This window comes from Pseudanabaena sp. lw0831 (assembly GCF_016584665.1).
Classification (GTDB): Bacteria; Cyanobacteriota; Cyanobacteriia; order Pseudanabaenales; family Pseudanabaenaceae; genus Pseudanabaena.
Window position 1 is genome coordinate 13,357 of sequence record NZ_BBJB01000063.1, and the last position, 23,697, is coordinate 37,053.

A 23,697-nucleotide genomic window follows, 5' to 3' on the forward strand; every position below is an offset into this window, starting at 1 on the left:
ATCCTTAATGATTATAGGCAATTCATCAATTGCCTATAATCATTTAATTGTTTCACCATAATTTAGACCTATATCAAAAACTATTGCCATCTATATATTGAACAGTATAGGTTTTAGGGTTTTATATTTAATCTAGCTTACTTACCTAGTATAGAAAAACTCTCTTAGCTAATGATTTGAAATTACTACATGGATCAAAAGGAACAGAACTGTATTAGTTGTAACAATTTAAGTACTAATAAACCATCTTATACAATTTGTTCATTTTTTAATGTCTGATTATACATGATTTATGACATGCAGGTGTGAGACTAGATTCACATAGGTAAATTACTAATATTAACTCTATCTATTAATAGATTTGATGTTACTAGGAAGTCTTAATTGTTTGTGGAATGCGTTTAGTGCAACGTAACGCATCAACTATACCTCAATGATGGGTTGCGCTATCGCTAACCCATCCTACATTTAATTCCAACAACTTACATAACTTTAGTAAAGCCTATGTTTTCTTAAGTAAAACTAAGCCACTAATTGATTTAACGGAGTAGAAAATTATGATCGGACAATACAAGCGCGCTACGGGTACATTTTCTAATCATCAAAAAGCTGAATCGGCTCTTGGTGAATTGAGAGACAGTGGATTTAATATGGATCAAATTTCGATCATTGGGAATAATGTCGATCGCAATTCTGATATTACTGCTGAGAAGCAAGTCCAGCATCTCAACGATCTTGACAACAAAGTGGGTGAAGGTGCTGCAACAGGTGCTGCATCAGGTGTTGCCGTTGGAGGATTAACGGGGCTACTAGTTGGGCTAGGACTTGTAGCTATTCCTGGAGTTGGGCCAGTGATGTTGGCTGGCGCTGTGGCTACGACTCTGGCTACTGCGCTAACGGGTGGTGCGATCGGCGCAGCCGCAGGTGGACTCATCGGCGGATTGGTTGGCTTAGGCATTCCTAAAGACCGTGCCAAGATATATAGCGATCGCGTAGATCAAGGAGATTGCTTGGTGATGGTTGATGGTTCGGAGCAAGAGATTCATCAAGCCGAAGCAATTTTGCAACGTCACGGTATCCATGAATGGGGTATTTATGATTCTGCTGATGTTTCTAGTAGAACAGGTGCAGTCTCTTTGAGATAGATGAATTCAGTAAGGGCAATTCATGAATTGCCCTTACTGAATTCATAAATTTTTATCAAAGATAAGTAGCTAAGCCTAAGCAACCCTTAAACGGAGAAGCCTGTGCCGCCCGCTGCGCGGGCGTTACAGGCTCTGACTTTAGATTTTTATTATGATTAAGTACTAATAAATTGAGGAATTTCTTCCATGAATACAAAAATTGCTTCTTTACTACTAACTAATTTTCTCTTAGTTACAGTAGTAGCTTGCTCTGATGCACGAACTACCTCTGAAGCTCCTGCTCCTAGTAGCACTATCAGCCCTACTGCCGCACCACAAAACACTCAAGCAGCTATGAGTGATGCTCAAAGTGAAACTCGCAAAAAACAATTGGATGCTGATATTCGCGCTCGCGAACAACGCAATGATGCAATGGGTGACACGACCAAACGACCAGATAGCGATCTTGCTAGCGAAGTTCGGAGTAAGCTAGAGGCAAATATCCCTAAAGGTAATTTGACTGTAGAGTCTAAGGATGCAAATGTTGTCGTATCAGGAACCGTTCCTTCACTAAATGACCTTGATAAAGTCAAAAGTTTGGCAATGGAGATCAAGGGAGTTAAGACTGTCACGATTAAGGCTGTGGTTGCATCTAAGTAATTCACCTTACGCAGAAGTTTCTAAGCCCCTCACCCCTAGCCACTCTCCCAAGGCAAGCTAACGTTACATACAAGTCTCAAAACCCCCTTTAATTCCCCCTTGCAAAGGGGGAAAACTAGAAATTTAGTTCCCTCCCCTTTGCAAGGGGAGGGCTAGGGAGGGGTAATTAATGAGATTTGAAAATTTCTTTAGTTGCGAGTACACGGCAGATCCCAAGGAGAGAGGGGAGCAAGAAAACTTGAATAAATTGCTGTTGCTCCCCTTCTCCCGCTCTGAGAGAAGAGGATGAAGGCAAATCTTCGCTAATCTGCTATTACATTTTATTTCAGAATCAATCAACTCATTCAACAAATCAAACATCGGTTTGCAATAGTGTTTGCAGGAACCAAGTTCCAATTATCAATTAAATCATGAGGAAATTCTATGAAAATTGTACAATTTTTAAAGCGCTTTGTGGTCATGGTCGTTGTCTGTGGATTAATCGCATTTGCTAGTGTCAATCCTGCGATCGCAGCTCAAAATGCTCCAGATCAAATCACTGACAATCTGACTATGCCTAACATCCAGAAGAAAGCTGAAGATGCGGTAAAGGGTAGTACATACGATACTAATCCAGAATACACGTCTGACGATTCATCGAATCAAGGTTTAAATGAAATTCAAGGAACCTCTGATTTTGACAAAATGAAGCGAAGCTCAAATGAAGATACCCCACCTGTAGTGAAGCAAGCAGAAAAGGCTTTTAACAAAGCTGGAAACAACATTAACTCTGCAAAAGACAGCACCTTAGATAAGGCTGGTGATGCAGCGAGCTATATCAAAGACAAGACAGGAGACGCTCTCAAATCATTGACTGGGAAAGCTTCTGACACTGCTAAAGCGATCAAAAACAAAGTTAAATCCTAATCTTGTTTAGGGTTTAAGTATCAAATACCTGCGTTAGAGATAGGGGCAATTCATGATTTGCCCCTATCTCTAAAACGCTGTAGATAGAAGAAAAATCATAGTCTGGAGAAATATATGAGTAGTCTAATTGCTGTTGGATTTAAAGATGAGTTCACGGCTGACGAGGTTATACTAGAACTACGAAAGCTGCAAAAAGAGCATCTGATTGATTTAGAAGATGCAGCGATCGTGATCAGAAATAAAGATGGAAAAGTAAAGATTAAACAGACTCAAGAACTAACTGCTGCGGGAGCATTAAGTGGAGGATTTTGGGGACTGCTATTTGGCTTCATCTTTTTTAATCCTCTCTTGGGTTGGGCTGTAGGTGCGATCGCAGGTGGGATTTCTGGTGCATTGACAGACATTGGGATTGATGACAACTTTATCCGAGAAGTAGGCAGTACTATTGAGCCTAGTACTTCAGCAATTTTTGTGTTAGTCAGGAGAGCTACTCCTGACAAAGTACTGGAAGATCTCAGCAGATTTGAAGGCAAAGTTCTGAGGACTTCTCTATCAAATGAAGATGAGGCAAAGCTAAAAGCCGTTCTCACAAAATCATAACTCCTAGAATGGTCGGCGTAAAGCGCCGACCGTATACAGCCTAATACTATTTAGAATTTAAATAATTCAAGAAGGTTATATGTTTCTAAAATCATTTGAACTAAAGCTCTTAGTTGTTTTTGGATTGCTTCTAAGTTTATCTTTTGTATCCTCCGCTCAAGCAGACGAATGTTATCCTCTTAATGTAATCGGAGACACTGGCACGACTGTAAAAAAAACTGTTTCTCCTTTTAGCACATTGGTAACCAGTAATAATTGGAATACAGATTTCTCTGTACCTAGCGATCGCTCTTTTAATAGTTATGAGGCAACTATTGTTCCTGAAAACAATGCTAACTATGATGTAGAGCTAAGCTTAAAGTATCGCGATCGCAGTTCTAGTCGGGCTTATAAAAAAGATAATGTAGCAGTTAAGGTTGGTCAACCGCTAAGACTAATGGGTGTACCACAATCGTCTAGCAATCCTTTTCAAGTCAATGTATTTGTGGGTGGACTCAATGCGATCGGCAATACCTACAGTGTTTCCGTTGAAGGATGTATTTAAGACTGCGATCAGACGCAAACCCGTAGAGTTGCGCCCCTTCGGGGCGCAACTCTACGGGTTTGCGTAATTTATTTTGTGAAAGTACTTACAAGCATAGATGGAAGTAGATTTTGTAACACTTTATTGCATAGTAAATCAATTCAATCAATTCAATCAAGAAACCAAACATTCTTCAGCAATAGTATATAAACAGAGAAATTTTAAATTTTTCTGTTTGTATACTATTACTTAAGAGAGAATATATGCCTAGACTTGTAGGAAAGAAAAACAACTCTGCTTTATATACTGGTTTAGCAATGCTTATTGCTGCTGCTGGAGTTGTAGCATTAGAATACTTTGGAGTAATTGATTTCGCTCCTAATTTTGGGAAAGATGCTGAAGTAAAGAGTGATTCTACTAACCAACCCATAAAGACCTCTAGACCGATTAATTAAGGTTGACTTTCATCAAGTTTTAGGAGAATGAAATGCGCAATGGTAAAGGAATGATTGGCAAACCTATAGTCGCCTATGACTCTGGGGAAGAATTTAAGACAATTGTGGACTTGGTTTTTGATCAAGAGAGTAATCAATTATTAGGGTTTCTTGTTGATGAGAGTGGTTGGTTTAGTGATGCGTTGGTATTACCTTTAACTAATGTTCAGGCGATCGGAGCTGATGCTGTAATTGTTGCATCCAGAGATGCGATAGATTCTGCCAGTGAATTCCCGCAGATTCAAAACATTTTAGAAAGAGATAATACCTTGAAAGGCACGAGAATCATGACTCTTGATGGGCGTGATTTGGGGACAATGGTTGACCTTTACTTTGACGATACTAGTGGAGCGATCGAAGGATATGAAGTGTCTGGTGGCATCTTCGCTGATGCCTACTCTGGACGCTCCTTTGTTCCTGCTCCTGACACCCTCAAGATTGGCGAAGATATAGCCTTTGTGCCTTCTGAAACTGCTGACTTGATGCAAGAGCAAGTAGGCGGAATTAGAGGCGCTATGCAAACTGCAAGCGGAAAAGTGCAGGAAATGGCGCAACTTACAGGAGAAAAGGCTCAAGAAGCTGTTCAATTTACAGGAGAGAAGTTTCAAGAAGCGACGACATTTGCAGGTACTAGCTTTACTAATGCTGTTGTTGATCCTGAAGAACAAGAAATTTTTGTATTAGGAAAAGTTGCTCAAAAAACTGTAGAAACTACTGATGGCATAACTTTAATTCATGAAGGACAGATTGTGACTTCATCACATATCTTGGCTGCTCGGAACCTTAATATGACCAACGATCTCTATCATTCAGCAGGAGGAAATGCCACTGCTAAGTTAGGAGAAAAACTGACTGGTGTAGTGACAGGTATGAGCGCAAATATTGGTCTTGAGCAGGCGCAGGGTCGGCGTGTAAACAAGATGATTTTCACAACTGAAGGCTCGGTTGTTGCTGTAGAAGGTCAAATTGTAACTCCGAGAGTAATTGAAAGAGCCAAGACTCATCATCAAGAACAAGCGCTATTAGAGGCAGTTGGGTTAACCACTGGTGATGCTTTGCGAGTTACAGGATCTAATGTTGGACAACAGGTTAAGGACGGAGCTAAGGGATTATGGGAGCAGGTGAAAGAAACTGCCAGCAATCTCCAAGATCATGGTACTCAAGCATATGAGGATAAAAGAATTAAAGGTGCTTTGGGTCGTCCTGTAACTCGTGTGATTCTCGATCGCAATGATGAGGTGATTCTCAATGTTGGGGAATTAATTACACATCAAGCGATCGCCATTTCTCGTGATGCTGATGTCTTAGAAGTTCTATTGGACTCAGTTTATACTCAGACACCAAAGCTTTCTCTAGATGAATTACGCGCTCCTGAATCTGGTAAAGCAGCTTTAAATTAAATTAATTACCTTAGAAACCATTTAAGAATTACTTTCTGTGCTCAAAAGCCCTAAGAGATCCCCCTCAATCCCCCTTAAAAAGGGGGAAGAATTTAAATTCTCCCCCCTTTTTAAGGGGGGCTGGGGGGATCTAGACAATTCTTAAATGAGTTCTTACATCGAGCGAAAATCTGCCCTCATCCCCCAACCCTTTCTCCCGCAAGAGAAGGGGAAGAAACCCCAATCATTTTCTTATTCCCCTCTCCTGCGGGCTACGGTGTACACACAAGTCATAAACCTAGCTAAGTCAACAATTAATCGCCCCCTAGCCCCCAATTCTGGGGGAACAAGAAAAGAACTGTCTTTCAAAGTCCCCCAGAATTGGGGGATTTAGGGGGCTTAGATAAATCGAAACGAAGACAAATTGACTTGTGTGTGCACGGTAGCTCCTGCGGGAGAGGAGCTAAGGGTAAGGGATCTGTAACCTTACAACCTTGAGTAATTTATTTTGTACAAGTACTTATTTAAAACTTATGCACTATTTAATATTAGCTACAGATTACGATGGAACCTTAGCGAAGGATGGAAAAGTATCAGAGACAACGCTAGATGCACTCAAGCGATTACAAAAGGCTGGACGGAAGCTGATTTTAGTTACAGGAAGACAGTTAGAAGATATTTGGAAGATATTCCCCGAAGTCGATTTATTTGATTGTGTCGTAGCTGAAAATGGAGCCGTAATCTACTTCCCTGCAACTCGCGAAGAGTTATTGCTAGGTAGTTTACCTCCTGAAAAATTTGTGCAGGCTTTGCGATCGCGTAATATCAATCCCCTATCCATCGGCAAAGTAATCGTGGCAACATGGGAACCCAACGAAAACGAAGTACTGACTACAATTAGAGAACTGGGACTAGATCTGCAAGTAATCTTTAACAAAGGTGCAGTGATGGTTTTGCCAGCTGGAGTCAACAAAGCTTCGGGTTTAAGTGAAGCATTAAGCAAAATGGAATTGTCTGTCCGTAATACAGTAGCGGTTGGAGATGCTGAGAACGATCTTGCCTTCCTGAAATTATGTGAGTTTTCTGTAGCCGTATCTAATGCCTTACCATCAGTAAAGAGCGAAGTGGATTGGGTGACTCAATCAAGTCGAGGCGATGGTGTAGTTGAATTAATCGAGAGGTTATTAACTTTAGATCTGACTGAAGATCTCCGAGAATCCTCAATTTTGCCAGATCGTCATCGCATCATATTAGGTAAACTTGATGGCGATCGCGATGTCTATATTCAGCCACTTAATCGCAATATTTTGTTAGCGGGTATCTCTGGCGGCGGCAAATCAACTTTAGCGACTGGATTGATCGAGAGATTTATCGATAAAGGCTATCAGGTTTGCATTATCGATCCTGAAGGTGACTATCAAAAATTTGAACAGACAGTCGTATTAGGAAACGCTCAGCAGATTCCTAGTTCAGCAGAAGTTTTGACAGCATTGAGTAAGCCAGAACAGAACCTAATCGTTAATTTAATGGGAGTAAAAATCGACGATCGCCCTTTATTTTTAGCACAACTACTACCTTCACTATTAGAAATGCGGGTGCGGACAGGTAGACCCCATTGGATCGTTATTGATGAAGTACATCATATGTTCCCAACCTCTTGGGACGCAGCAGTAACTTTGCCACAATCTGTTAATGGTATTTTGATGGTTACAGTTCATCCCGAACATGTAGCAACTTCGGCATTATCCCTAATTGATACGCTGATTGCCGTAAAGTCACCAATGCAAACATTTACCAATTTTTGTAATGCCATAGGACATCAGCTACCGAACGCTCAGCTACCTTCAGAACTTGCATCAGGATCGGGAGTAGCTTGGCTTCTCAACACCGAAGAGCAGCCATTTAAATTTGAAGTAATTCTACCCTTGCAAGAACGTCAACGGCATATGCGAACCTATGCTGAAGGTAATTTGGGCAGCGATCGCTGTTTCTTTTTTAGAGGTGAAAATAACCAGCTAAATCTCAAAGCCCAGAATCTCAATATGTTTATCCAATTAGCGGCTGGAGTTGACGATCGCACTTGGTTACATCATCTACATTTGCATGATTACTCAAATTGGCTCCAAAATTCAATTAAAGACGAATCCTTAGCAAAAGAAGTCAGTGAGATTGAAACAACTACAGATCTTTCACCTGCGGATAGTCGAGATCGGATTAAATCTGCGATCGAGAACCGATATACCTTACCCGCTTAAACCCAAACCCGTAAAGTTGCGCCCCTGCGGGGCGCAACTTTACGGGTTTGGGTAATTTAGTTTGCCCAAGTACTTATTTAGGCGATCCCCAGTCCCAATCCTTAAGCTGCTATTAAACTTTATCTGTAATCAATCAACTCATTCACGATATCAAACATGGGTATGTCAAGTTAGAGATTAGAGAATTCAATGATTTGCAAAGAAAAAATCTATGAAATTTAATCTTTTCGCTGGTATCGCTCTATTAATGATTGGTAATTCTGTTACTGGAGTAGAGGCGCAAACAACCAATTCATCAAATTCATCTCCATGTGGATGGGTCTGTTTGAGTACACTCAATAAGAAAGAAATTCCTAAATCTATATCACCCTCAACAAGTTTAAAGACTGCTGAAAGTACCATTCAATTACCAGAAGGGAAAGTTTCAACAGTAGCAGAACTGACAACTGTACCTCAACGCAATTTAGGCATTCTTAAGAGATCTGACAACTTCATTTCTCAAATCACCCCTCCGACTGATAGTAATGGCAACCGCATATTTAGGTCTACTCGTTCAGGTCCCAGCTATTTAGGGGGTGGCGCAAACTTCGGATTAACTGGTGGAAGTGATTTAGGCGGTACAAGCTTTGCACTTATTAGCAAACTTGGATTGACTGAAGTTATATCAGTGCGTCCAACTGTTCTAATACTGAGAGACTTTGCTACCATTCTACTTCCTGTAACTTATGATTTTGCACCTCAACAGCCTTTTGGAGATTTTCAGTTCTCTCCCTATCTAGGTGGTGGAGTTGCAATTAATACTGGTTCTAACAGTAGTGTAGGTTTATTAATTACGGGAGGTATTGACATTCCTCTATCATCCACATTCACAATTAATGTGGCAGCAAATCTAGCCTTTTTGCGTACAACTGATTTGGGTATTTTGGTTGGTATTGGCTATAACTTTTGAACTTTGCAAGTACAGTCCTATTGTCTACGACAAAATGAGAATATGCTCACTTGCAAGTTGCTACGATTAACATTTGAGAGGTATTCATACAGAGTATACGTTGTTGGCTATTCTGCAACATGATTTCCACCATAAGGATGTCATTCTATGTGAAGTTGTGAGACTAAACAGATTTTAATTTTTGGAGAAACTACTATGCAAACTAACACGCCACAATCTGAAGCCGCCGAAGTAATGATGCGTAATGCTTGGATTTCAGGATTTACCCCTCAAGCAGAACTTTGGAACGGTCGTCTTGCTATGATCGGCTTCATATCTGCGATCGCCATTGAATTGTTTACCCATCAAGGTGTTCTGCACTTTTGGGGTGTGCTGTCATCAGGCGTAACTCCAGTTTCATAGACTGGTTTCATCGTAAAAAGGAATCATAGAAATGAGGGGGATCTCCCTCTCAAAATCTGGAAGATATTCTATGAGATTTACATAATATTTTTACTTGATTTTTTTTAACTCGACATGACAAATCTATCTGGAAAACATGCCTCCTTTTGGATTGATTCTACCCCTACAACCACTTATCCCTCCCTTGAGGATCGGGTCACAGTGGATGTGGCAATTATTGGCGGCGGTATTGTCGGACTGACCGCAGCGACATTGCTAAAGCGCGCTGGAAAAACCGTCGCGGTGATTGAGTCTAGACTAGTTGCCGCAGGTGTGAGTGGTCATACAACTGCTAAAGTTACAGCATTACACCAATTGATTTATGCTGATTTAATTAAGCAAATCGGAGAACAAAAAGCAAAACTTTATGCAGAATCAAATCTAGCTGGAGTTGAGCAAGTTGCCACATTTGTCGCTGAAGAGCAGATTGATTGTGACTTTAGCCGTCAAAGCTCTTACACTTTTGCTGAGCCAGATAGTGAGCTAGAACAAGTTAAAGATGAAGTGGAAGCCGCTCTTAAACTTGGACTTCCCGCGACCTTTGTTACAGAAACTTCACTGCCATTTGCGATCGCGGGAGCAATCAAGCTTGATAACCAAGCTCAGTTTCATGTTCGCAAATATTTGCTACATCTTGCTAAAAATATTACTGGCGATGGCAGCTATTTATTTGAGAACACCAGAGTTCAGAAAGTTGATGAAGGTGATTCCTGTTACGTTGTTACTGATTTGGGTGTAATTACGGCTCATGATGTAATTGTCGCAACAAATCTACCGATTCTCAACCAAGGACTTTTCTTCGCCAAAACCTATCCCGAACGCTCCTACATCGTGGGCGCAAAAATCGATCCCTCGAACGCTCCCGTAGGAATGTATATCGGCAGTGGCGAATCTTCTCATTCGATTCGTACTACTCCCTATGAGGATGGACTACTCCTATTAGTTGGCGGTGAAGGTCATAAAGTTGGCACAGTTACTAATACTGAAGAGTGTTATCAAAAACTAGAATCTTATGCTCGCGATCGCTTCAACATTGAATCGTTTGCGTATCGATGGTCAAACCAAGATATGGTGTCGTTCGACAAGTTACCCTATATCGGTAATTTAACTCCATTCAATAAACACATTTATGTTGCCACAGGATTTAGTCTCTGGGGAATGTCAAAGGGAACCATGTCTGGCATGATCCTGACTGACTTGATTCTCGGAAAAGATAATCCCTATACAGAGTTGTATGATTCACTGCGTGCGACTCCATTTGTAACAGCGGAATCGGTCAAACAAGAAGCTGATGTGGTAACTCGTTGGATCGGCGATCGCTTTAAAGGTTTATTATCTTCTTCCTTTAGCGAGGTTGCTACAGGCGAAGGCAAACTACTGACCATTGATAATGAGAAGGTCGCTGCTTACCGCGATGAGCAGGGAACTGTCCACGCTGTTTCAGCGACATGCACTCACCTCGCTTGTATCGTCAGTTGGAACAGCGCGGAAAAAAGTTGGGATTGTGCTTGCCACGGTGCAAGATATAGCTGCGACGGCAAAGTAATTCAGGGACCTGCTGTCAAGGACTTGGAGCAAGTCGTTAGCTAAATTCACCTTGGTGGTGAGCATAATGAGCGGCGCATTGCGCTGCTCATTATCCGCTTCTAAAAGCATTTTTATATTTAGGAACTTGGAGTCAAAAATGCAAAAGTATATCTGTAAAACCTGTGGATATGTCTACGATCCCGCAGTCGGCGATCCAGACTCAGGTATTGAACCTGGCACTCCATTTGGCGCTTTGCCCGATGATTGGGTTTGTCCCAAATGTGGAACCCCAAAGTCTGACTTTGAGCCAGAAGATGCAGCAGCAACAGATGTTCCATTAATGGAACCAGTCGTCTAGTTCTTATTAGGCTAGCTTTAACAAGGAGCTTAAGCCTCTTGTTAAAGCTAGTAAGACTTCCAAAATGAATGCTATTACTATAATTCAAGGAGATTTACTCATGCAGACAATCAATATTGGACTAACCGATACCCAACGCCAAGGTGTGATCGATCTTCTCAACAACGACCTTGCCGACAGCTATTTGCTGCTAGTCAAAACCAAAAAATACCATTGGGATGTAGTTGGTCCTCAATTCATGACCTTGCACAAACTATGGCAAGCGCATTATGAAGCTCTCACGATTAATGTCGATGCGATCGCCGAACGGATTAGAACCCTCGGTGGATATCCTGTAGGAACCATGGAAGGGTTTCTCAAAATCTGTTCTCTCAAAGAACATGCTGGCAAAATCCCGACAGCAACGGGTATGGTATCGCAACTGCTAGAAGATCATGAACAGGTTGTGCGGAACTTGCGTGAACATATTGAGAAATGTAGCGACAAGTTCAAAGATGATGGAACCGCCGACTTTCTCACTGGTTTGATGGAGCAGCATGAACAAATCTCATGGATGCTACGCTCTTTTGTTGAAGGTGAAGCCCTAGAATCCAATGGTGCAAAGCCAGAGGCTAATAAAAAGATGGTAGGAGTTTAAGAAACTACAATATTGACAAAGAAGGGGTAATTCATGAATTACCCCTTCTTTGTCAATGAATATACTAGGAGGGTAATTCGATGATAACAGTTCACCACTTAAACAACTCTCGCTCTCAACGTGTGCTTTGGCTGCTAGAAGAACTTGGACTCTCATACGAAATCAAGTGCTACGAACGTGACCCAAAAACTATGTTGGCTCCCACATCTCTACGTGAGGTACATCCACTCGGTAAATCACCTGTCATTACCGATGGGGAACTGACTCTTGCCGAATCTGGAGCCATTATCGAGTATCTAGTCAATCGCTACGGCAACGGAAGATTGGTTCCTGCTCCAGACACGCCAGAACATCTGCGTTACACCTACTGGCTGCATTATGCAGAAGGTTCTGCTATGCCACCACTATTACTGAAGCTTATCTTCGATCAAATTGAAAAGAATCCAATGCCCTTTTTTGTGCGCCCGATCGCTCGGTCAATCACAAATCGCGTCAAAAGTTCGTTTATTGAACCTCAGATTGCACGTCACCTAGATTATATGGAGGCGGAGATTGGAAAAAGCACATGGTTTGCTGGCAATGAATTTACCGCAGCCGATATCCAAATCAGTTTCCCACTGGAGGCATCGGTAGCACGAGCTGGACTGAACGCAAGTCGTCCAAAACTTATGGCATTCTTGAATCGCATTCATAGCCGTCCTGCTTACCAGCAAGCACTAAAGCGTGGTGGTACATACGATCTTTTGAGTTGAAGTTTGGGATATTCTCATGCTCAATGTGTTCCGACGCGATGGCGAAGTAATCTATCACTTTTGGGGTTCAGAACTACTCTATATGCCCCCAGAATCTGGACAGGAATATCGCCATAACGATTCCCTCGACTCGTTCTGGAATATGCTCGATCTCACTCCCGAAGGACGAGGAGATTTTCATACTCAGTTGAGTTATACACGATCCGCAAAAATTAGCTTAGCAATGCCTCGGAAACAAGCGTTTTTCAATTTAAGGAGAAAGCACATGAAATATAAAGGAAGTTGTCATTGTGGCAAGGTTGCCTTTGAAGTCGAAGGTGAAGTCACCGAAGCAATGTCTTGCAACTGCTCAATCTGCTCACGCAAAGGGTCGCTTCTCTGGTTCGTTCCACGGGACAAGCTGCGTTTACTCACTCCAGAGCAGGATGCAAGCACGTATCTATTCAACAAGCACGTTATCAAGCATCGCTTCTGTTCAAACTGCGGCATCCATCCCTATGGAGAAGGCAGCGATCCAATCGGCAATGCAATGGCTGCGGTCAATATCCGATGCCTTGAAGACTTCGATCTGTCGTCCGTTCCCGTAAAACAGTTCGATGGACGCTCTGCTTGAATCAAATGCCGTAATCAAAAAATCAAAAGGAGATATAAAATGCCACAAAAAACAATCGAAACTAAAAACCAGTCTCCAGAGATGTCCTTACCCAGTGTCGAACACAAGCAATTGGGCGTATGGGTCGGCAAATGGAATACTGAAGGACAGTCTTATGCAGAAGGAAATTCTAAGGAAAGCTTGAAAGTCTCATCCGTCAAAATGACATCATTGGAGACCTTCGAGTTGCTTTTGGACGGTTTTTTTCTGGTTCACCGCTGGGATGGGCATGTCGGTGATGCAGAGTTTAAGGGTATGGAAGTCATTGGCTATGATGCTTCGAGTCAGACATACTGCTCGCGCTTTTTCGATAATTCAGGCAATTCGCCGACTTATCAAGTGTCTGTCCGTGACAATGTTTGGACGTATATTGGAGAATTACAACGCGCCACATTTGAATTTAGCGATGACGGTAATACGATGACGACCCATTGGGATTGGAAAAAATCCGATGAGGAGAATTGTTTGCCCTTGTGTGATTTGAAGGTGACTAAGGTCAAGTAGGAATATGGGTCACTCGCTTCTCGATCGCACCACGCATAGTTAAAACGTTCACTTAAACCTAGAGGAATTCAAATGAGAAAATTAAAATTGCAAATGAACATAACCGTTGACAGTTTTGTGGCAAGACCAAACGGTGAATTGGACTGGATGAAGTTGGAAGATTGGGACGATGAGGTGAATAACTGCGTAAACGAATTAATTGATTCATCTGACATTATCTTAATGGGCAGAAAAATGACCGATGAGTTCGCCAACTACTGGACAAAAGCAGTGGAAAATCCTGAAAGCCCTGAATATGAGTTCGCAAAAAAAATGCTTGATACCCCGAAAGTTGTTTTTACAAAAACACTCAATGAATCTCCTTGGGCAAACACGATGCTGGCAAAAGGCGATCTTGTAGAAGAAGTGAATCGCCTCAAAAATCAGACAGGTAAAGACATTCTCGTCTATGGCGGCGCGGACTTTGTGTCGTCTTTGATTAAGGAAAATCTGATTGATGAATACAATTTTTTCATCATCCCGACGGCAATCGGTCGTGGAATGACGTTATTCGGCAAATTGGAAGATAAAACTTTAAGTTTGAGACTAAACCGTTCGCAATCCTACAACTGCGGGATTGTGGTCAATACATATCTGAGATAGCTGATAGACAGGAGTATCGCTTAACAGATGCAGCGATCTCAATACGTTTAGTTAAAACATCAAATCAAATATAGGAGCAATTATGACAACTGAAAATGGCAGAGCAAATGATCAAATAAGCATCTCTGATCTTGCTCGTAGGTGCTTTTCTGCTTACGAATTAAAAGATCGACAAATGATTGAGGATCTGCTGAGTGATGACTTCACTTTCACAAGTCCGCTTGACGATCGCATCGATCGTCAAGCGTATTTCAAGAGATGTTGGCCGAACAGTGAGATCATTCGTACTTTTCAAATCGAGAAGCTTTTTGAAAGCGGCGACGAAGCCTTTGTTCGTTATGAATGTGAAACTAAAGCAGGTAAAAAGTTTCGGAATACAGAGTGGTTTCGATTTGAGGGAGACAAGCTTAAGGAAGTTCAAGTCTACTTTGGAGAAGAAACTCAAAGTGCAAACCAAGAAGAGACGGGTGAAACTGTAATCAGTGCGATAATCAATGAGCGCGTTCAAGCAGTGCGAGATAAGAATGTTAACGCGCTTTTATCCAACCACGCGCCGAATATTTTGTCGTTCGATGTCATAAATCCACTGCACCGTATAGGAGTGGATATGATTAGAGAACGAGTTGAAAGGTGGCTCTCTTCATTCCAAAGCTCGATCGGCTATGAAGTTCGAGACTTGAGCATCAAGTCGAGCGATGAGTTGGCTTTCTGTCATTACCTTTATCGTGTAAGCGGAACATTAATAGAGGGAGGAAATGTTGAAATGTGGGTACGGGCAACTATTTGCTTTGAGAAGATTGATGACAAGTGGACGATTATTCATGAGCATCAATCAGTACCTTTCGACCCAGAGACAGGCAAAGCCTCGCTTAATCTTAAACCGTAGCACCTCGTGAACCCCGAATAAAATGCAGAGTAGCAGCGATCGCTTAACAGATGTAGCGATCGCAAATAAATAAATTCTTAAATTTACTAGAGAAAATATATGACAAACCCACAACCAAATTCGCTAACAGGTGCAGATTCAGCCGACGACGCTGAGAATGATGCATATCGAGCAGAAGTGAATGGTGATGAAGCCGTTGGCGGTAGCACCGCAGTTCCCAGCCAAAATGACACGGAAGAATTAGCGGAAGCGGTGGGGATTGTGGTAAATGATAATACTCCCATTGACACCGAAGAAATGCTCCTAAAGCGCGATCGCAATCGCTGGGAATTAGATTCTGCATCGGCTGGACGCAACAACCCCGATTGAATCTCGGCATCTATAAACTTGCTTCGCGAACGATCGCTGTCTCAAATAATTTTATATCAGACAAAACAAAATGATATTCATCCGAGTTTGGCGATTCATTACGCTGATGCTGGCTGCGTTTAGTCTAAGTTTGTCGATGACACATTTACTAGAGTTACCGCAAAGAATGCAGTTTGACCAGCAACTTTGGGTGAGAGTGACAGTGATTGAGAATATTTATAAGTTGTTTGGTACAGTCGGTGCAGTCTTTGAAATGGCTGCTATTTTGACCGCAATTATTCTCGTATTTCTAATTCGCAAACATGGTTCAACATTCTACTGGACATTTGGCGGAGCAATGCTCTTAGCGATCGCGTTTGTAAGTTGGATTATATTTATCGCGCCAATGAATGCTGAATTTGCTAAATGGTTAACTTTTCCCATTCCATCAAACTGGATGCAGTATCGCGATCGATGGGAATATGCCCACGCAGCTAATGCCTTAATCAAAATTATGGGACTAAGTTTTCTTGTAATTTCTGTACTTGTAAAAACAACAGAAGAGAGAGATTTAATGAGAAACACATTACTTGATCGAGCTGTTTTGCGATCGCAAAGGTAAGGTTGTTCTAGCACAGATACCGAATTTGCCTTCGCGATCGCTTGGATTGTATTTAGTTAACTAGATCTGAACCTTATGAATAGAACGAAATTTATTGGTATTGCTGGCGGCTCAATCATTGCAACTTTAGTTACAAGTTATTTATTAAGCGATAGAAGTAATCTTTTAAGGAAGGATTTGAAATTGATAAACTCTAACAATGCAACTTTCAAACCAGATGAAAACGAGATTCTACATCTCGCATCCCTCGCACCCAGTGGTCACAACACTCAGCCTTGGTTTGTCCAATACCTCGAACCCTATAACTGGATTATCGGTAACGATAAAAGTAAGTGGCTACCAGCCGTTGACCCAACTCAGCGGGAAACGATTTTATCAATTGGAGCGTTCATTCAAAATCTGGAATATGCAGCTAGCTCTATGGGCTATATCTGCCACTGGACTTTACTTGCCAAAACCAATCAGGATGAACAGGTAGTCAAAGTTAAATTAAATAAAATTGAATCGAAAAATCCATTTGATATCTCTAAAATCAAAGATCGCCGCACTGTGCGTTCCAATTTCTTAAATGATGAGCTAAAAACAGAAGATCTCCAATATCTTACTAATTCAGAACCAGAATTTATTCACTATCTACCTACTATTAGCAAAGAAGGTCAATTTATCAACGAACAAACCATGGTCGCTAATCGCCTACAAACTTATCGAGACCCAGCACAGCAGGAACTCGCGGACTGGATCAGGTTTTCCACTAAGGATGCTGATAAGTATCGCGACGGGCTGACAACGGCAAGCATGGAAATTGAAGGGTTCTCTGGTTGGGTAGTGCGGAACTTTTATGACAAAGAAAATGTGATGAAAAAGGATTTTCGAGAAGTGGGGCTTAACAAAGTTAAACAGCAAGTATCGGAGTCAGCAGGTTGGATTCTCATCACTAGCAGAGATAATTCAGTAGCGACATTGCTAGAAACTGGTCGCAGAATGCAACGGCTTTTTCTTAAAGTGCGAGAAAAGAACATTGCCATTCATCCAATGACTCAGATTTTGGAGGAGCCAGCAACGAATGAAATGCTCAATAAATCAATCGGAATCGGCGAAAATATTCAGTTTATTTTGCGGGCCGGTTATTTGAAAAATTATCCACCGTCGGTTTCATTAAGACGACCTGTTGAGTGGTTTCTGAGGAGCTAAAACAAATCTACTAACGTTTTGGGGAATGAGAAAGTTTTTGAAAAGAAAGGAGTTGAAATGAAAACACTAACAAGAAACAATAACGATGCGATGTCAGCCGAATCTTCGGTCGAAATTCACGGAATTGTGAAGGAAGGTTTTGAAGCGGTGCGCGAGGCGTTCGCCGAGAATTTCTCCAAGCGGCGCGAGGTGGGCGCGGCTTGCTGCGTGTATCACAAAGGCGAAAAAGTGGTCGATTTGTGGGGCGGCGTGCGAAACGTGGCGACAGGCGAGCTTTGGGGAAAAGACACGATGGCTCTAGTTTATTCGACGACCAAAGGTTTGTCGGCGATGACTCTAGCGATCGCCCATTCGCGGGGCTGGCTCGATTATGACGCGCTGGTATCTAGATACTGGGCGGAGTTTGCCCAAAACGGAAAGGAAAAAATTACCGTCCGACAACTTCTGGCGCACCAAGCAGGACTGTTCGCTTTCGACGAGCCAGTTGATAAAAACATAGTCGCCGATCTTGACCGTTTGGCGGAAGTTATGGCGCGTCAGAAACCTGAGTGGGAGCCGGGAACGCGGCAGGCTTATCACGCCATTACGCTCGGCTTTTACGAAAGCGAGTTGCTCCGACGCATTGATCCGGAGCATCGCAGTCTTGGACAGTTTTTTCACGACGAAATAGCCACACCTTTGGGGCTGGATTTTTACATCAATCTACCAGAAGCAATCCCCGATTCGAGACTCGCGCCGCTCATTAACCCCTCGCCTTCCGAAATGCTGTTCGGATTCCCGCTAAGGATGACGCTCGCAGTTTGGAATCATCGATCGCCTTTGTATCGGGCGTTGATGGTCAATCCGGGTTCGGCTCTGCCGCACGACGAGCAGCGCATCTACACCCGCAATCTCGAAGTGCCATCGGGCAGTGGTGTTGGGACGGCGCGAGCGATCGCGCAAGCCTACAGCGTTTTCGCCACTGGAGGAAAGGAACTGGGGCTGCGCGAGGAAACTTTGCAGGAGTTGACCGCATCGGCAATTCCCGCCGCACAAGGTTTTTACGATGAATGTATGAAGGGCGAAGTAGAGTTTTCGCTAGGCTTTATGAAAAGCTGCCCGAATTGGTCGTTCGGAAATCTTGGTTCATTTGGCTCGCCAGGCGCGGGCGGTTCACTCGGCTTTGCCGACCCGCAAGCGCAAATCGGCTATGGATATATCCCCAACCGAATAGGCACAACAATGACGGGCGACCCGCGAGATGTAGCGATTAGAAAAGCTTTGTATTCGGCAACGCCGATTATCTAAAAAATTATCCCGAACTTGTTTAATTAGGACGACCTGTGGACTGGTTTATAAGGAAATAAATTAAGTGAACTAACCTATTATGAATAAATTAAGACTTTCTGGTTTATTATTCTTTCTTGCTGGTTCATTTGCCTTAATGGGCATTATCACTGCTGAAGTATTTTATCCATCTGGATACACAACTTTTAGCAACGAAATAAGCGATCTTGGTGCAACAAAACCACCCAACAGCTTAATCTATCAACCATCCGCTAGCATTTTTAATATCACCATGCTGTTATCTGGCTTATTGGCTTTGATGGCAACATTTTATCAGCATAGATATTTCAAAAAAATACTTTTCACTATTCCACTTAGTCTATTTGGGTTAGGTCTAGTGGGTATTGGCTTCTTTTCTGGTGATAAAGTCCCGTATCACGGAATATTCTCTTTGCTCACTTTCATATCAGGTGGGGTATCAGCGATTATGTCTTTTAAAATTGTTTCTGCACCATTTAAGTTTATCGGAATTTTCTTTGGAGCTATATCATTAATGACATGGTGTGCTGTTGTGGTTGCCCCTAATATTATTGTTCCATTTATCGGTCTGGGTGGAACAGAAAGATGGCTTGTTTATCCTATTGTGCTATGGATAACTGGCTTGGGCGGTTATTTTATGAATAAAACAATAATTTAAAGATAAAACAATGAAAAAAATACTCATTATCAACGGACATCCCGACAAGGAAAGTTTCTGTTTTGCCCTCGCAGAAGGCTACAAAAAAGGCGCTGATTCATCTGGAGCAGATTGTAAATTGGTGCATCTAATTGATTTAGATTTCAATCCCATTTTGACTTTTGGATACAGAGAAATAAGCGAGTTAGAACCCGATCTAGTAAAAATGCAACAAGAAATCTTAGCAGCAGGCCATTTGGTTTTGGTTTATCCGAATTGGTGGGCAACTTTTCCTGCGCTTTTAAAAGGATTTATTGATAGAGTTTTTGTACCTGGCTTTGCCTTCAAATACCGTAAAAATTCTCCATTTTGGGACAAGTTATTGGCAGGAAAAACTGCAAGGATGATTGTCACAATGGACACCCCAAAATGGTATTACTTCTTGATGAATAAAAATGCTGGACACAATGCAATGAGAATTGGCGTATTAGAATTCTGCGGTATAAAACCCGTAAAAATCATCTCATTTGCTCCTGTAAAATCATCTGATGGAGTGAAAAGAAGAAAATGGTTGGCTGAAGTTGAAGAACTAGGAAAAGAGCAGAAATAAGATAGAAGATGAATATTTTAAATCAAAAAGTACGATCGCATTACTTCCCAATTTTCGCTGTTTCCACGATCGCACCATCTTGCATATTAATGATCCGCTTGGTCTGTGCTGCCACTCCCGCATCATGGGTAACGATCGCAATTGTCGTACCATTTTGATTTAATTCGGTTAACAGAGCCATAATCTCATGGGAAGTTTTGGAGTCCAAAGCTCCCGTGGGTTCATCTGCCAATACTAAAGCAGGATGATTTACCAATGCACGGGCGATCGCCACACGTTGTTGTTGTCCTCCCGAAAGTTGACTAGGGCGATTATTTAGGCGATCGCCTAATCCCATTTTCTCTAAAGCTTCCGTTGCCGATTCTATTCGTTCTGTTCTCGATACATCAGCATAAATCATTGGCAACATTACATTTTCTAGGGCAGTCAACCTTGGTAGGAGATTGAATTGTTGAAACACGAAGCCAATGTACTGATTGCGAATATCGGCAAGCTCATCATCATCTAGGGTGGTCAGGTCTCGCCCGTCTAGAATGTACGATCCGCTACTGGGACGATCTAAGCAGCCAATGATATTCATCAGGGTTGATTTTCCTGAACCTGAAGCACCCATAATGGCAACATATTCGCCATTTTTCACTGAAAAATTAATTCCCTTAAGCACTGGTACATCTAGTTCTCCCAAGTGAAAGGTCTTGGTAAGGCTTTCGATCTCGATCATAGTTGCCATAGTGATTTACTCCCATCGTAATTACTCATTGTGAAGGGCGGCGATCGGGTCTAATTTCGCTGCATTCCTTGCAGGGATTCCACCTGCCAAAACACCAACGATTAATGAGAGGGTGAACCCTGTCCCAATTGACCACAACGGTACAATAAACGGAAAGTTGAATATGGTTGCTGCTCCAAGTGCTAATCCCACGCCAAACCCTACGCCAATTACGCCGCCGATAGTGGAGATGAGGATTGATTCGGTTAAAAACTGCCTCAAAATATCTCTGCCAGTTGCGCCTACAGCTTTACGAATCCCGATTTCTCGCGTTCGTTCCATCACCGAAACCAGCATGATATTGGCAATGCCAATGCCTCCCACTACCAGAGAAATACCTGCGATCGCTCCCACCATCAAAGTCAAATAACCCATCACACTGGTGAAGGTGCTAATAATATCCACCAGATTTGTAATTACAAAATCATCAAGAGTAGGCGGACGAATGCGATGTCGCAGCCGTAAAATATTTGTCACCTGAAATTGAGCAGAGTTGAGTTGATCGGGATCGCTCGCTTCTACCCAAAATCCATTGATTGCCACACCCGTTAAGGCATTGTTTCCAACAATTTGGGCAGACATATTGGTCAAAGGAATATAAATCACATCATCCATGCTTTGCCCACCCATCGTTCCCTTCGATTCGGCTACTCCGACTACGGTGTAACGCTTGCCGCTAATCCGTAAATCTGCGCCAATTACCTTTTCACCCGATTTAAATAATTTCTCTCTCACTGTGGAACCCAGAAACGCCACTGGTTTAGCGGCATCCAAATCTGACTGATTAAAATAGAGTCCTTCTTGGACTTGAATGTTTCTGATCGCTGGAAGATTCAAATCTGCTCCGACTAGGATGGTAGAGATATTGGTATTGCCGCGCACCACCTGAATGGAGCCACGCTGTAAGTATGCCGTAACCAATTTAGCGGCTGGGACTTGCTTGGCGATCGCTTTAGCGTCTTCCCATGTGAGCGTACTAGCCGAACCATCACCTTGGCTAATACCACCTGTTCTAGCCGCTCCTGCTTGGACTAGCATTACGTTGGTTCCGAGTTCCTGAATTGTGAGTTCAGTTTGCTTCTGTACCCCTTGTCCGATGGAAGTAATGGCAATCACCGAGGCAATGCCAATAATCACGCCCAACATGGTTAACCCAGTCCGCAGTTTGTTACCCCACAAGGTTTCGACGGACATGATCAGAATTTGACTGAAAGAGACTTTATGCTTGCGAAGCGATCGCTTGGATGATTGAGATTTTGATTGAGATTTTTGCATAGAGAGAAGCCTCCTTAACCGCCATTAGGGGTCGAAACCTTTCGAGTTCCTGGTGGAAAGCTGAGTAAAACCCGTTCGGTTCCAGTTAAACCAGATTTCACTTCGGTTTTATCATTCACCGTTGTCCCGACTGTAATTGGCACGAAAGCTGAACCACCTTTATCATTAGCGACAAACACTCCCTGAGCGCCATTCTGCTCGACGATCGCTCCAGTAGGAACCACCAGCACATTCGTCAACTCTCCAGCTTTAAACTGCACGTTTACATTCATTCCCGATCGCAATAAACCTTCAGGATCGGGAACCGATGTTTTTACTTGAAAACTGGTCACATTCTGAGTCACATCGGACTGAGTAGCGATTTGGGTTACTTTCCCAATAAAGGTTTTATCAGAATAGGCATCTACTTGAATTGTCGCCTCTAAGTCCAGACGGATTTGGGAAATATTTGCTTCAGCGACCTGAGCCACAATCTCGTTTGTAGATGCAAGTGACAAAATAGAAGATGAAGTTGCAGAAGTAACGGCGCTACCTGAAGTTGTGGGCGTAACAAAAGCTCCTGGGTCAGCAAATTTACGCCCAATCGTGCCATTAAAAGGCGCTCTTAGCACCATGTCATCAATGTTTGCCTGAATAACTCCCAACGCTCCTTGTGCCGCCATTACTTGAGCGCGGGCTTCATTGATGTCTTCCTGTTGCGCTCCTGCTTGTGAAAGATCGAGCGCTTCGAGATCTTGTTTGACCTGTGCTTGGGCGCGATCGCGAGTTGTTAGCGCCGTATCGTAAGCCTGTTTAGAAATAGCTCCTTCCCGATTCAACGACTGATTGCGCTGTAGATCGTTTTCAGCTAAGCGCAGGGCAAATTCAGAATCCTCTAATTTGGCGTTCGCCTGAGCAGTGGCTTGTTGACGATTGCCACCAATTACTTTTTGCAGATTTGCTTCCGCCGCCGCCAGATTCCCTTGCGCCTGAAGTAATTGTCCCTGAAGATTCGTATCATCCATATAAGCAAGGATCTGTCCTTCTTTGACAGCATCACCTTCTTTAACCAGTAATTGCTTCAAAATCCCTGATGTTTTTGGACTCACATTTACCGATTGCTGTGGTTGCACAGTTCCATTTGCCGAAACTAAAATTGTAAGGTTACTCCGCTCGACGGGCGCTGTTTGAATCTTATTCTTTGCTTGCTGTTGAGGCACTGTAACCACTTGGTTATAAACCAAATAGCTAATTCCCCCAATAGGAATCAATATGAGTAAGACAAGTAACCAATGATTCAGTTTTAGCTTGTGTAATTCCTGCGGTTTTGCTGGGAGTGCTACAGGGATTGTTGTAGGTGCGATCGCGGATAATACTTCTGTTTTTTGCATAGGGAATAGGTGTTGACCAGAATTTAGACGAATCTGAGGCAACATGAAAAATAGAATACTAAGGTGATGCATATGCAAACGTTTGAGTTCCCTTAGTTGTATAGGAATGTACTTAATCTTAATAATCAAAAGCAAAAAGTGAAGACTTTTCTAATCATCAATTACGTTTTATCTCCTATTCAATCAAATCACTCATTAGATCAAGCGATCTCTTGTTAGAGTCAAATGGATTCAATCGAGTATATTGACTCACCTCAAGTTAAAGAATCTGTAGGGCGAGT

Annotated in this window: 27 protein-coding genes and 1 pseudogene; 25 read left to right on the forward strand and 3 right to left on the reverse strand. The window is 42.4% G+C overall.

Annotated elements, in window-relative coordinates:
* The first annotated feature begins 557 nt into the window (after positions 1-557).
* From APA_RS12430 to APA_RS12545, 25 genes and pseudogenes are all read left to right on the forward strand, one after another.
* Entirely contained in the window at positions 558-1,145 is a 588-nt protein-coding gene (locus APA_RS12430; protein WP_201322589.1) for a general stress protein, read from the forward strand.
* Between the two features lie 186 nt (positions 1,146-1,331).
* A complete protein-coding gene (locus APA_RS12435; RefSeq protein ID WP_201322590.1) occupies positions 1,332-1,784 on the forward strand; it encodes a BON domain-containing protein in 453 nt (150 codons plus the stop codon).
* Positions 1,785-2,207: 423 nt separating this feature from the next.
* Entirely contained in the window at positions 2,208-2,690 is a 483-nt protein-coding gene (locus APA_RS12440) for a hypothetical protein (protein ID WP_201322591.1), read from the forward strand.
* A 114-nt stretch (positions 2,691-2,804) separates the two neighbouring features.
* The gene (locus tag APA_RS12445; protein WP_201322592.1) at positions 2,805-3,290 is read left to right on the forward strand and encodes a DUF1269 domain-containing protein; all 486 of its coding nucleotides are present in this window, start codon (positions 2,805-2,807) and stop codon (positions 3,288-3,290) included.
* A gap of 79 nt (positions 3,291-3,369) precedes the next feature.
* Positions 3,370-3,834, forward strand: coding sequence for a hypothetical protein (locus tag APA_RS12450; protein ID WP_201322593.1), 465 nt, complete (start codon positions 3,370-3,372; stop codon positions 3,832-3,834).
* Between the two features lie 242 nt (positions 3,835-4,076).
* Complete coding sequence (locus APA_RS12455) at positions 4,077-4,268, forward strand: hypothetical protein (RefSeq protein ID WP_201322594.1); 192 nt, start codon at positions 4,077-4,079, stop codon at positions 4,266-4,268.
* A gap of 32 nt (positions 4,269-4,300) precedes the next feature.
* Positions 4,301-5,707, forward strand: coding sequence for a PRC-barrel domain-containing protein (locus APA_RS12460; protein WP_201322595.1), 1,407 nt, complete (start codon positions 4,301-4,303; stop codon positions 5,705-5,707).
* Positions 5,708-6,219: 512 nt separating this feature from the next.
* Positions 6,220-7,941, forward strand: a complete 1,722-nt coding sequence (locus APA_RS12465) for an HAD-IIB family hydrolase (RefSeq protein ID WP_201322596.1) — start codon at positions 6,220-6,222, stop codon at positions 7,939-7,941.
* 211 nt (positions 7,942-8,152) lie between these two features.
* Entirely contained in the window at positions 8,153-8,890 is a 738-nt protein-coding gene (locus APA_RS12470; protein WP_201322597.1) for a hypothetical protein, read from the forward strand.
* Between the two features lie 195 nt (positions 8,891-9,085).
* Entirely contained in the window at positions 9,086-9,292 is a 207-nt protein-coding gene (locus APA_RS12475) for a chlorophyll a/b-binding protein (protein WP_374101358.1), read from the forward strand.
* A 114-nt stretch (positions 9,293-9,406) separates the two neighbouring features.
* Positions 9,407-10,921 (forward strand): FAD-dependent oxidoreductase, encoded by a 1,515-nt coding sequence (locus APA_RS12480; protein WP_201322598.1) that lies wholly within the window; start codon positions 9,407-9,409, stop codon positions 10,919-10,921.
* 94 nt (positions 10,922-11,015) lie between these two features.
* Positions 11,016-11,216 (forward strand): rubredoxin, encoded by a 201-nt coding sequence (gene rd / locus APA_RS12485; RefSeq protein WP_201322599.1) that lies wholly within the window; start codon positions 11,016-11,018, stop codon positions 11,214-11,216.
* Between the two features lie 100 nt (positions 11,217-11,316).
* Positions 11,317-11,853, forward strand: coding sequence for a Dps family protein (locus tag APA_RS12490; RefSeq protein ID WP_201322600.1), 537 nt, complete (start codon positions 11,317-11,319; stop codon positions 11,851-11,853).
* 80 nt (positions 11,854-11,933) lie between these two features.
* Complete coding sequence (locus tag APA_RS12495) at positions 11,934-12,605, forward strand: glutathione S-transferase (protein ID WP_201322601.1); 672 nt, start codon at positions 11,934-11,936, stop codon at positions 12,603-12,605.
* Between the two features lie 16 nt (positions 12,606-12,621).
* A pseudogene (locus APA_RS25790) lies at positions 12,622-12,783 on the forward strand (DUF899 family protein); the annotation flags it as partial.
* Between the two features lie 87 nt (positions 12,784-12,870).
* Positions 12,871-13,218: a GFA family protein gene (locus APA_RS25795; protein ID WP_374101359.1), complete on the forward strand. Its 348-nt coding sequence runs from the start codon at positions 12,871-12,873 to the stop codon at positions 13,216-13,218.
* A 39-nt stretch (positions 13,219-13,257) separates the two neighbouring features.
* Entirely contained in the window at positions 13,258-13,761 is a 504-nt protein-coding gene (locus APA_RS12505) for a DUF1579 family protein (RefSeq protein ID WP_201322603.1), read from the forward strand.
* Positions 13,762-13,833: 72 nt separating this feature from the next.
* The gene (locus APA_RS12510; RefSeq protein ID WP_201322604.1) at positions 13,834-14,403 is read left to right on the forward strand and encodes a dihydrofolate reductase family protein; all 570 of its coding nucleotides are present in this window, start codon (positions 13,834-13,836) and stop codon (positions 14,401-14,403) included.
* Positions 14,404-14,485: 82 nt separating this feature from the next.
* Complete coding sequence (locus APA_RS12515) at positions 14,486-15,289, forward strand: nuclear transport factor 2 family protein (protein ID WP_201322605.1); 804 nt, start codon at positions 14,486-14,488, stop codon at positions 15,287-15,289.
* Between the two features lie 99 nt (positions 15,290-15,388).
* The gene (locus APA_RS12520) at positions 15,389-15,658 is read left to right on the forward strand and encodes a DUF6335 family protein (protein WP_201322606.1); all 270 of its coding nucleotides are present in this window, start codon (positions 15,389-15,391) and stop codon (positions 15,656-15,658) included.
* Positions 15,659-15,728: 70 nt separating this feature from the next.
* Complete coding sequence (locus APA_RS12525) at positions 15,729-16,259, forward strand: DUF1772 domain-containing protein (RefSeq protein ID WP_236579557.1); 531 nt, start codon at positions 15,729-15,731, stop codon at positions 16,257-16,259.
* Positions 16,260-16,334: 75 nt separating this feature from the next.
* The gene (locus tag APA_RS12530) at positions 16,335-17,450 is read left to right on the forward strand and encodes a nitroreductase (RefSeq protein ID WP_201322607.1); all 1,116 of its coding nucleotides are present in this window, start codon (positions 16,335-16,337) and stop codon (positions 17,448-17,450) included.
* A 57-nt stretch (positions 17,451-17,507) separates the two neighbouring features.
* On the forward strand, positions 17,508-18,737 hold the full coding sequence (locus APA_RS12535; RefSeq protein ID WP_236579559.1) for a serine hydrolase domain-containing protein: 1,230 nt from the start codon (positions 17,508-17,510) through the stop codon (positions 18,735-18,737).
* A gap of 79 nt (positions 18,738-18,816) precedes the next feature.
* Positions 18,817-19,413: a DUF998 domain-containing protein gene (locus APA_RS12540; RefSeq protein ID WP_201322608.1), complete on the forward strand. Its 597-nt coding sequence runs from the start codon at positions 18,817-18,819 to the stop codon at positions 19,411-19,413.
* 10 nt (positions 19,414-19,423) lie between these two features.
* On the forward strand, positions 19,424-20,002 hold the full coding sequence (locus APA_RS12545; RefSeq protein WP_201322609.1) for an NAD(P)H-dependent oxidoreductase: 579 nt from the start codon (positions 19,424-19,426) through the stop codon (positions 20,000-20,002).
* 40 nt (positions 20,003-20,042) lie between these two features.
* Here APA_RS12545 and APA_RS12550 read toward each other — a convergent pair whose 3' ends face one another.
* The 3 genes from APA_RS12550 to APA_RS12560 are packed head-to-tail and all read right to left on the reverse strand — an operon-like array spanning position 20,043 to position 23,416.
* Complete coding sequence (locus APA_RS12550) at positions 20,043-20,732, reverse strand: ABC transporter ATP-binding protein (protein WP_305076304.1); 690 nt, start codon at positions 20,730-20,732, stop codon at positions 20,043-20,045.
* Positions 20,733-20,753: 21 nt separating this feature from the next.
* The gene (locus tag APA_RS12555; protein ID WP_201322610.1) at positions 20,754-22,046 is read right to left on the reverse strand and encodes an ABC transporter permease; all 1,293 of its coding nucleotides are present in this window, start codon (positions 22,044-22,046) and stop codon (positions 20,754-20,756) included.
* A gap of 14 nt (positions 22,047-22,060) precedes the next feature.
* Positions 22,061-23,416 (reverse strand): efflux RND transporter periplasmic adaptor subunit, encoded by a 1,356-nt coding sequence (locus APA_RS12560; protein ID WP_201322611.1) that lies wholly within the window; start codon positions 23,414-23,416, stop codon positions 22,061-22,063.
* Positions 23,417-23,697: the final 281 nt, after the last annotated feature.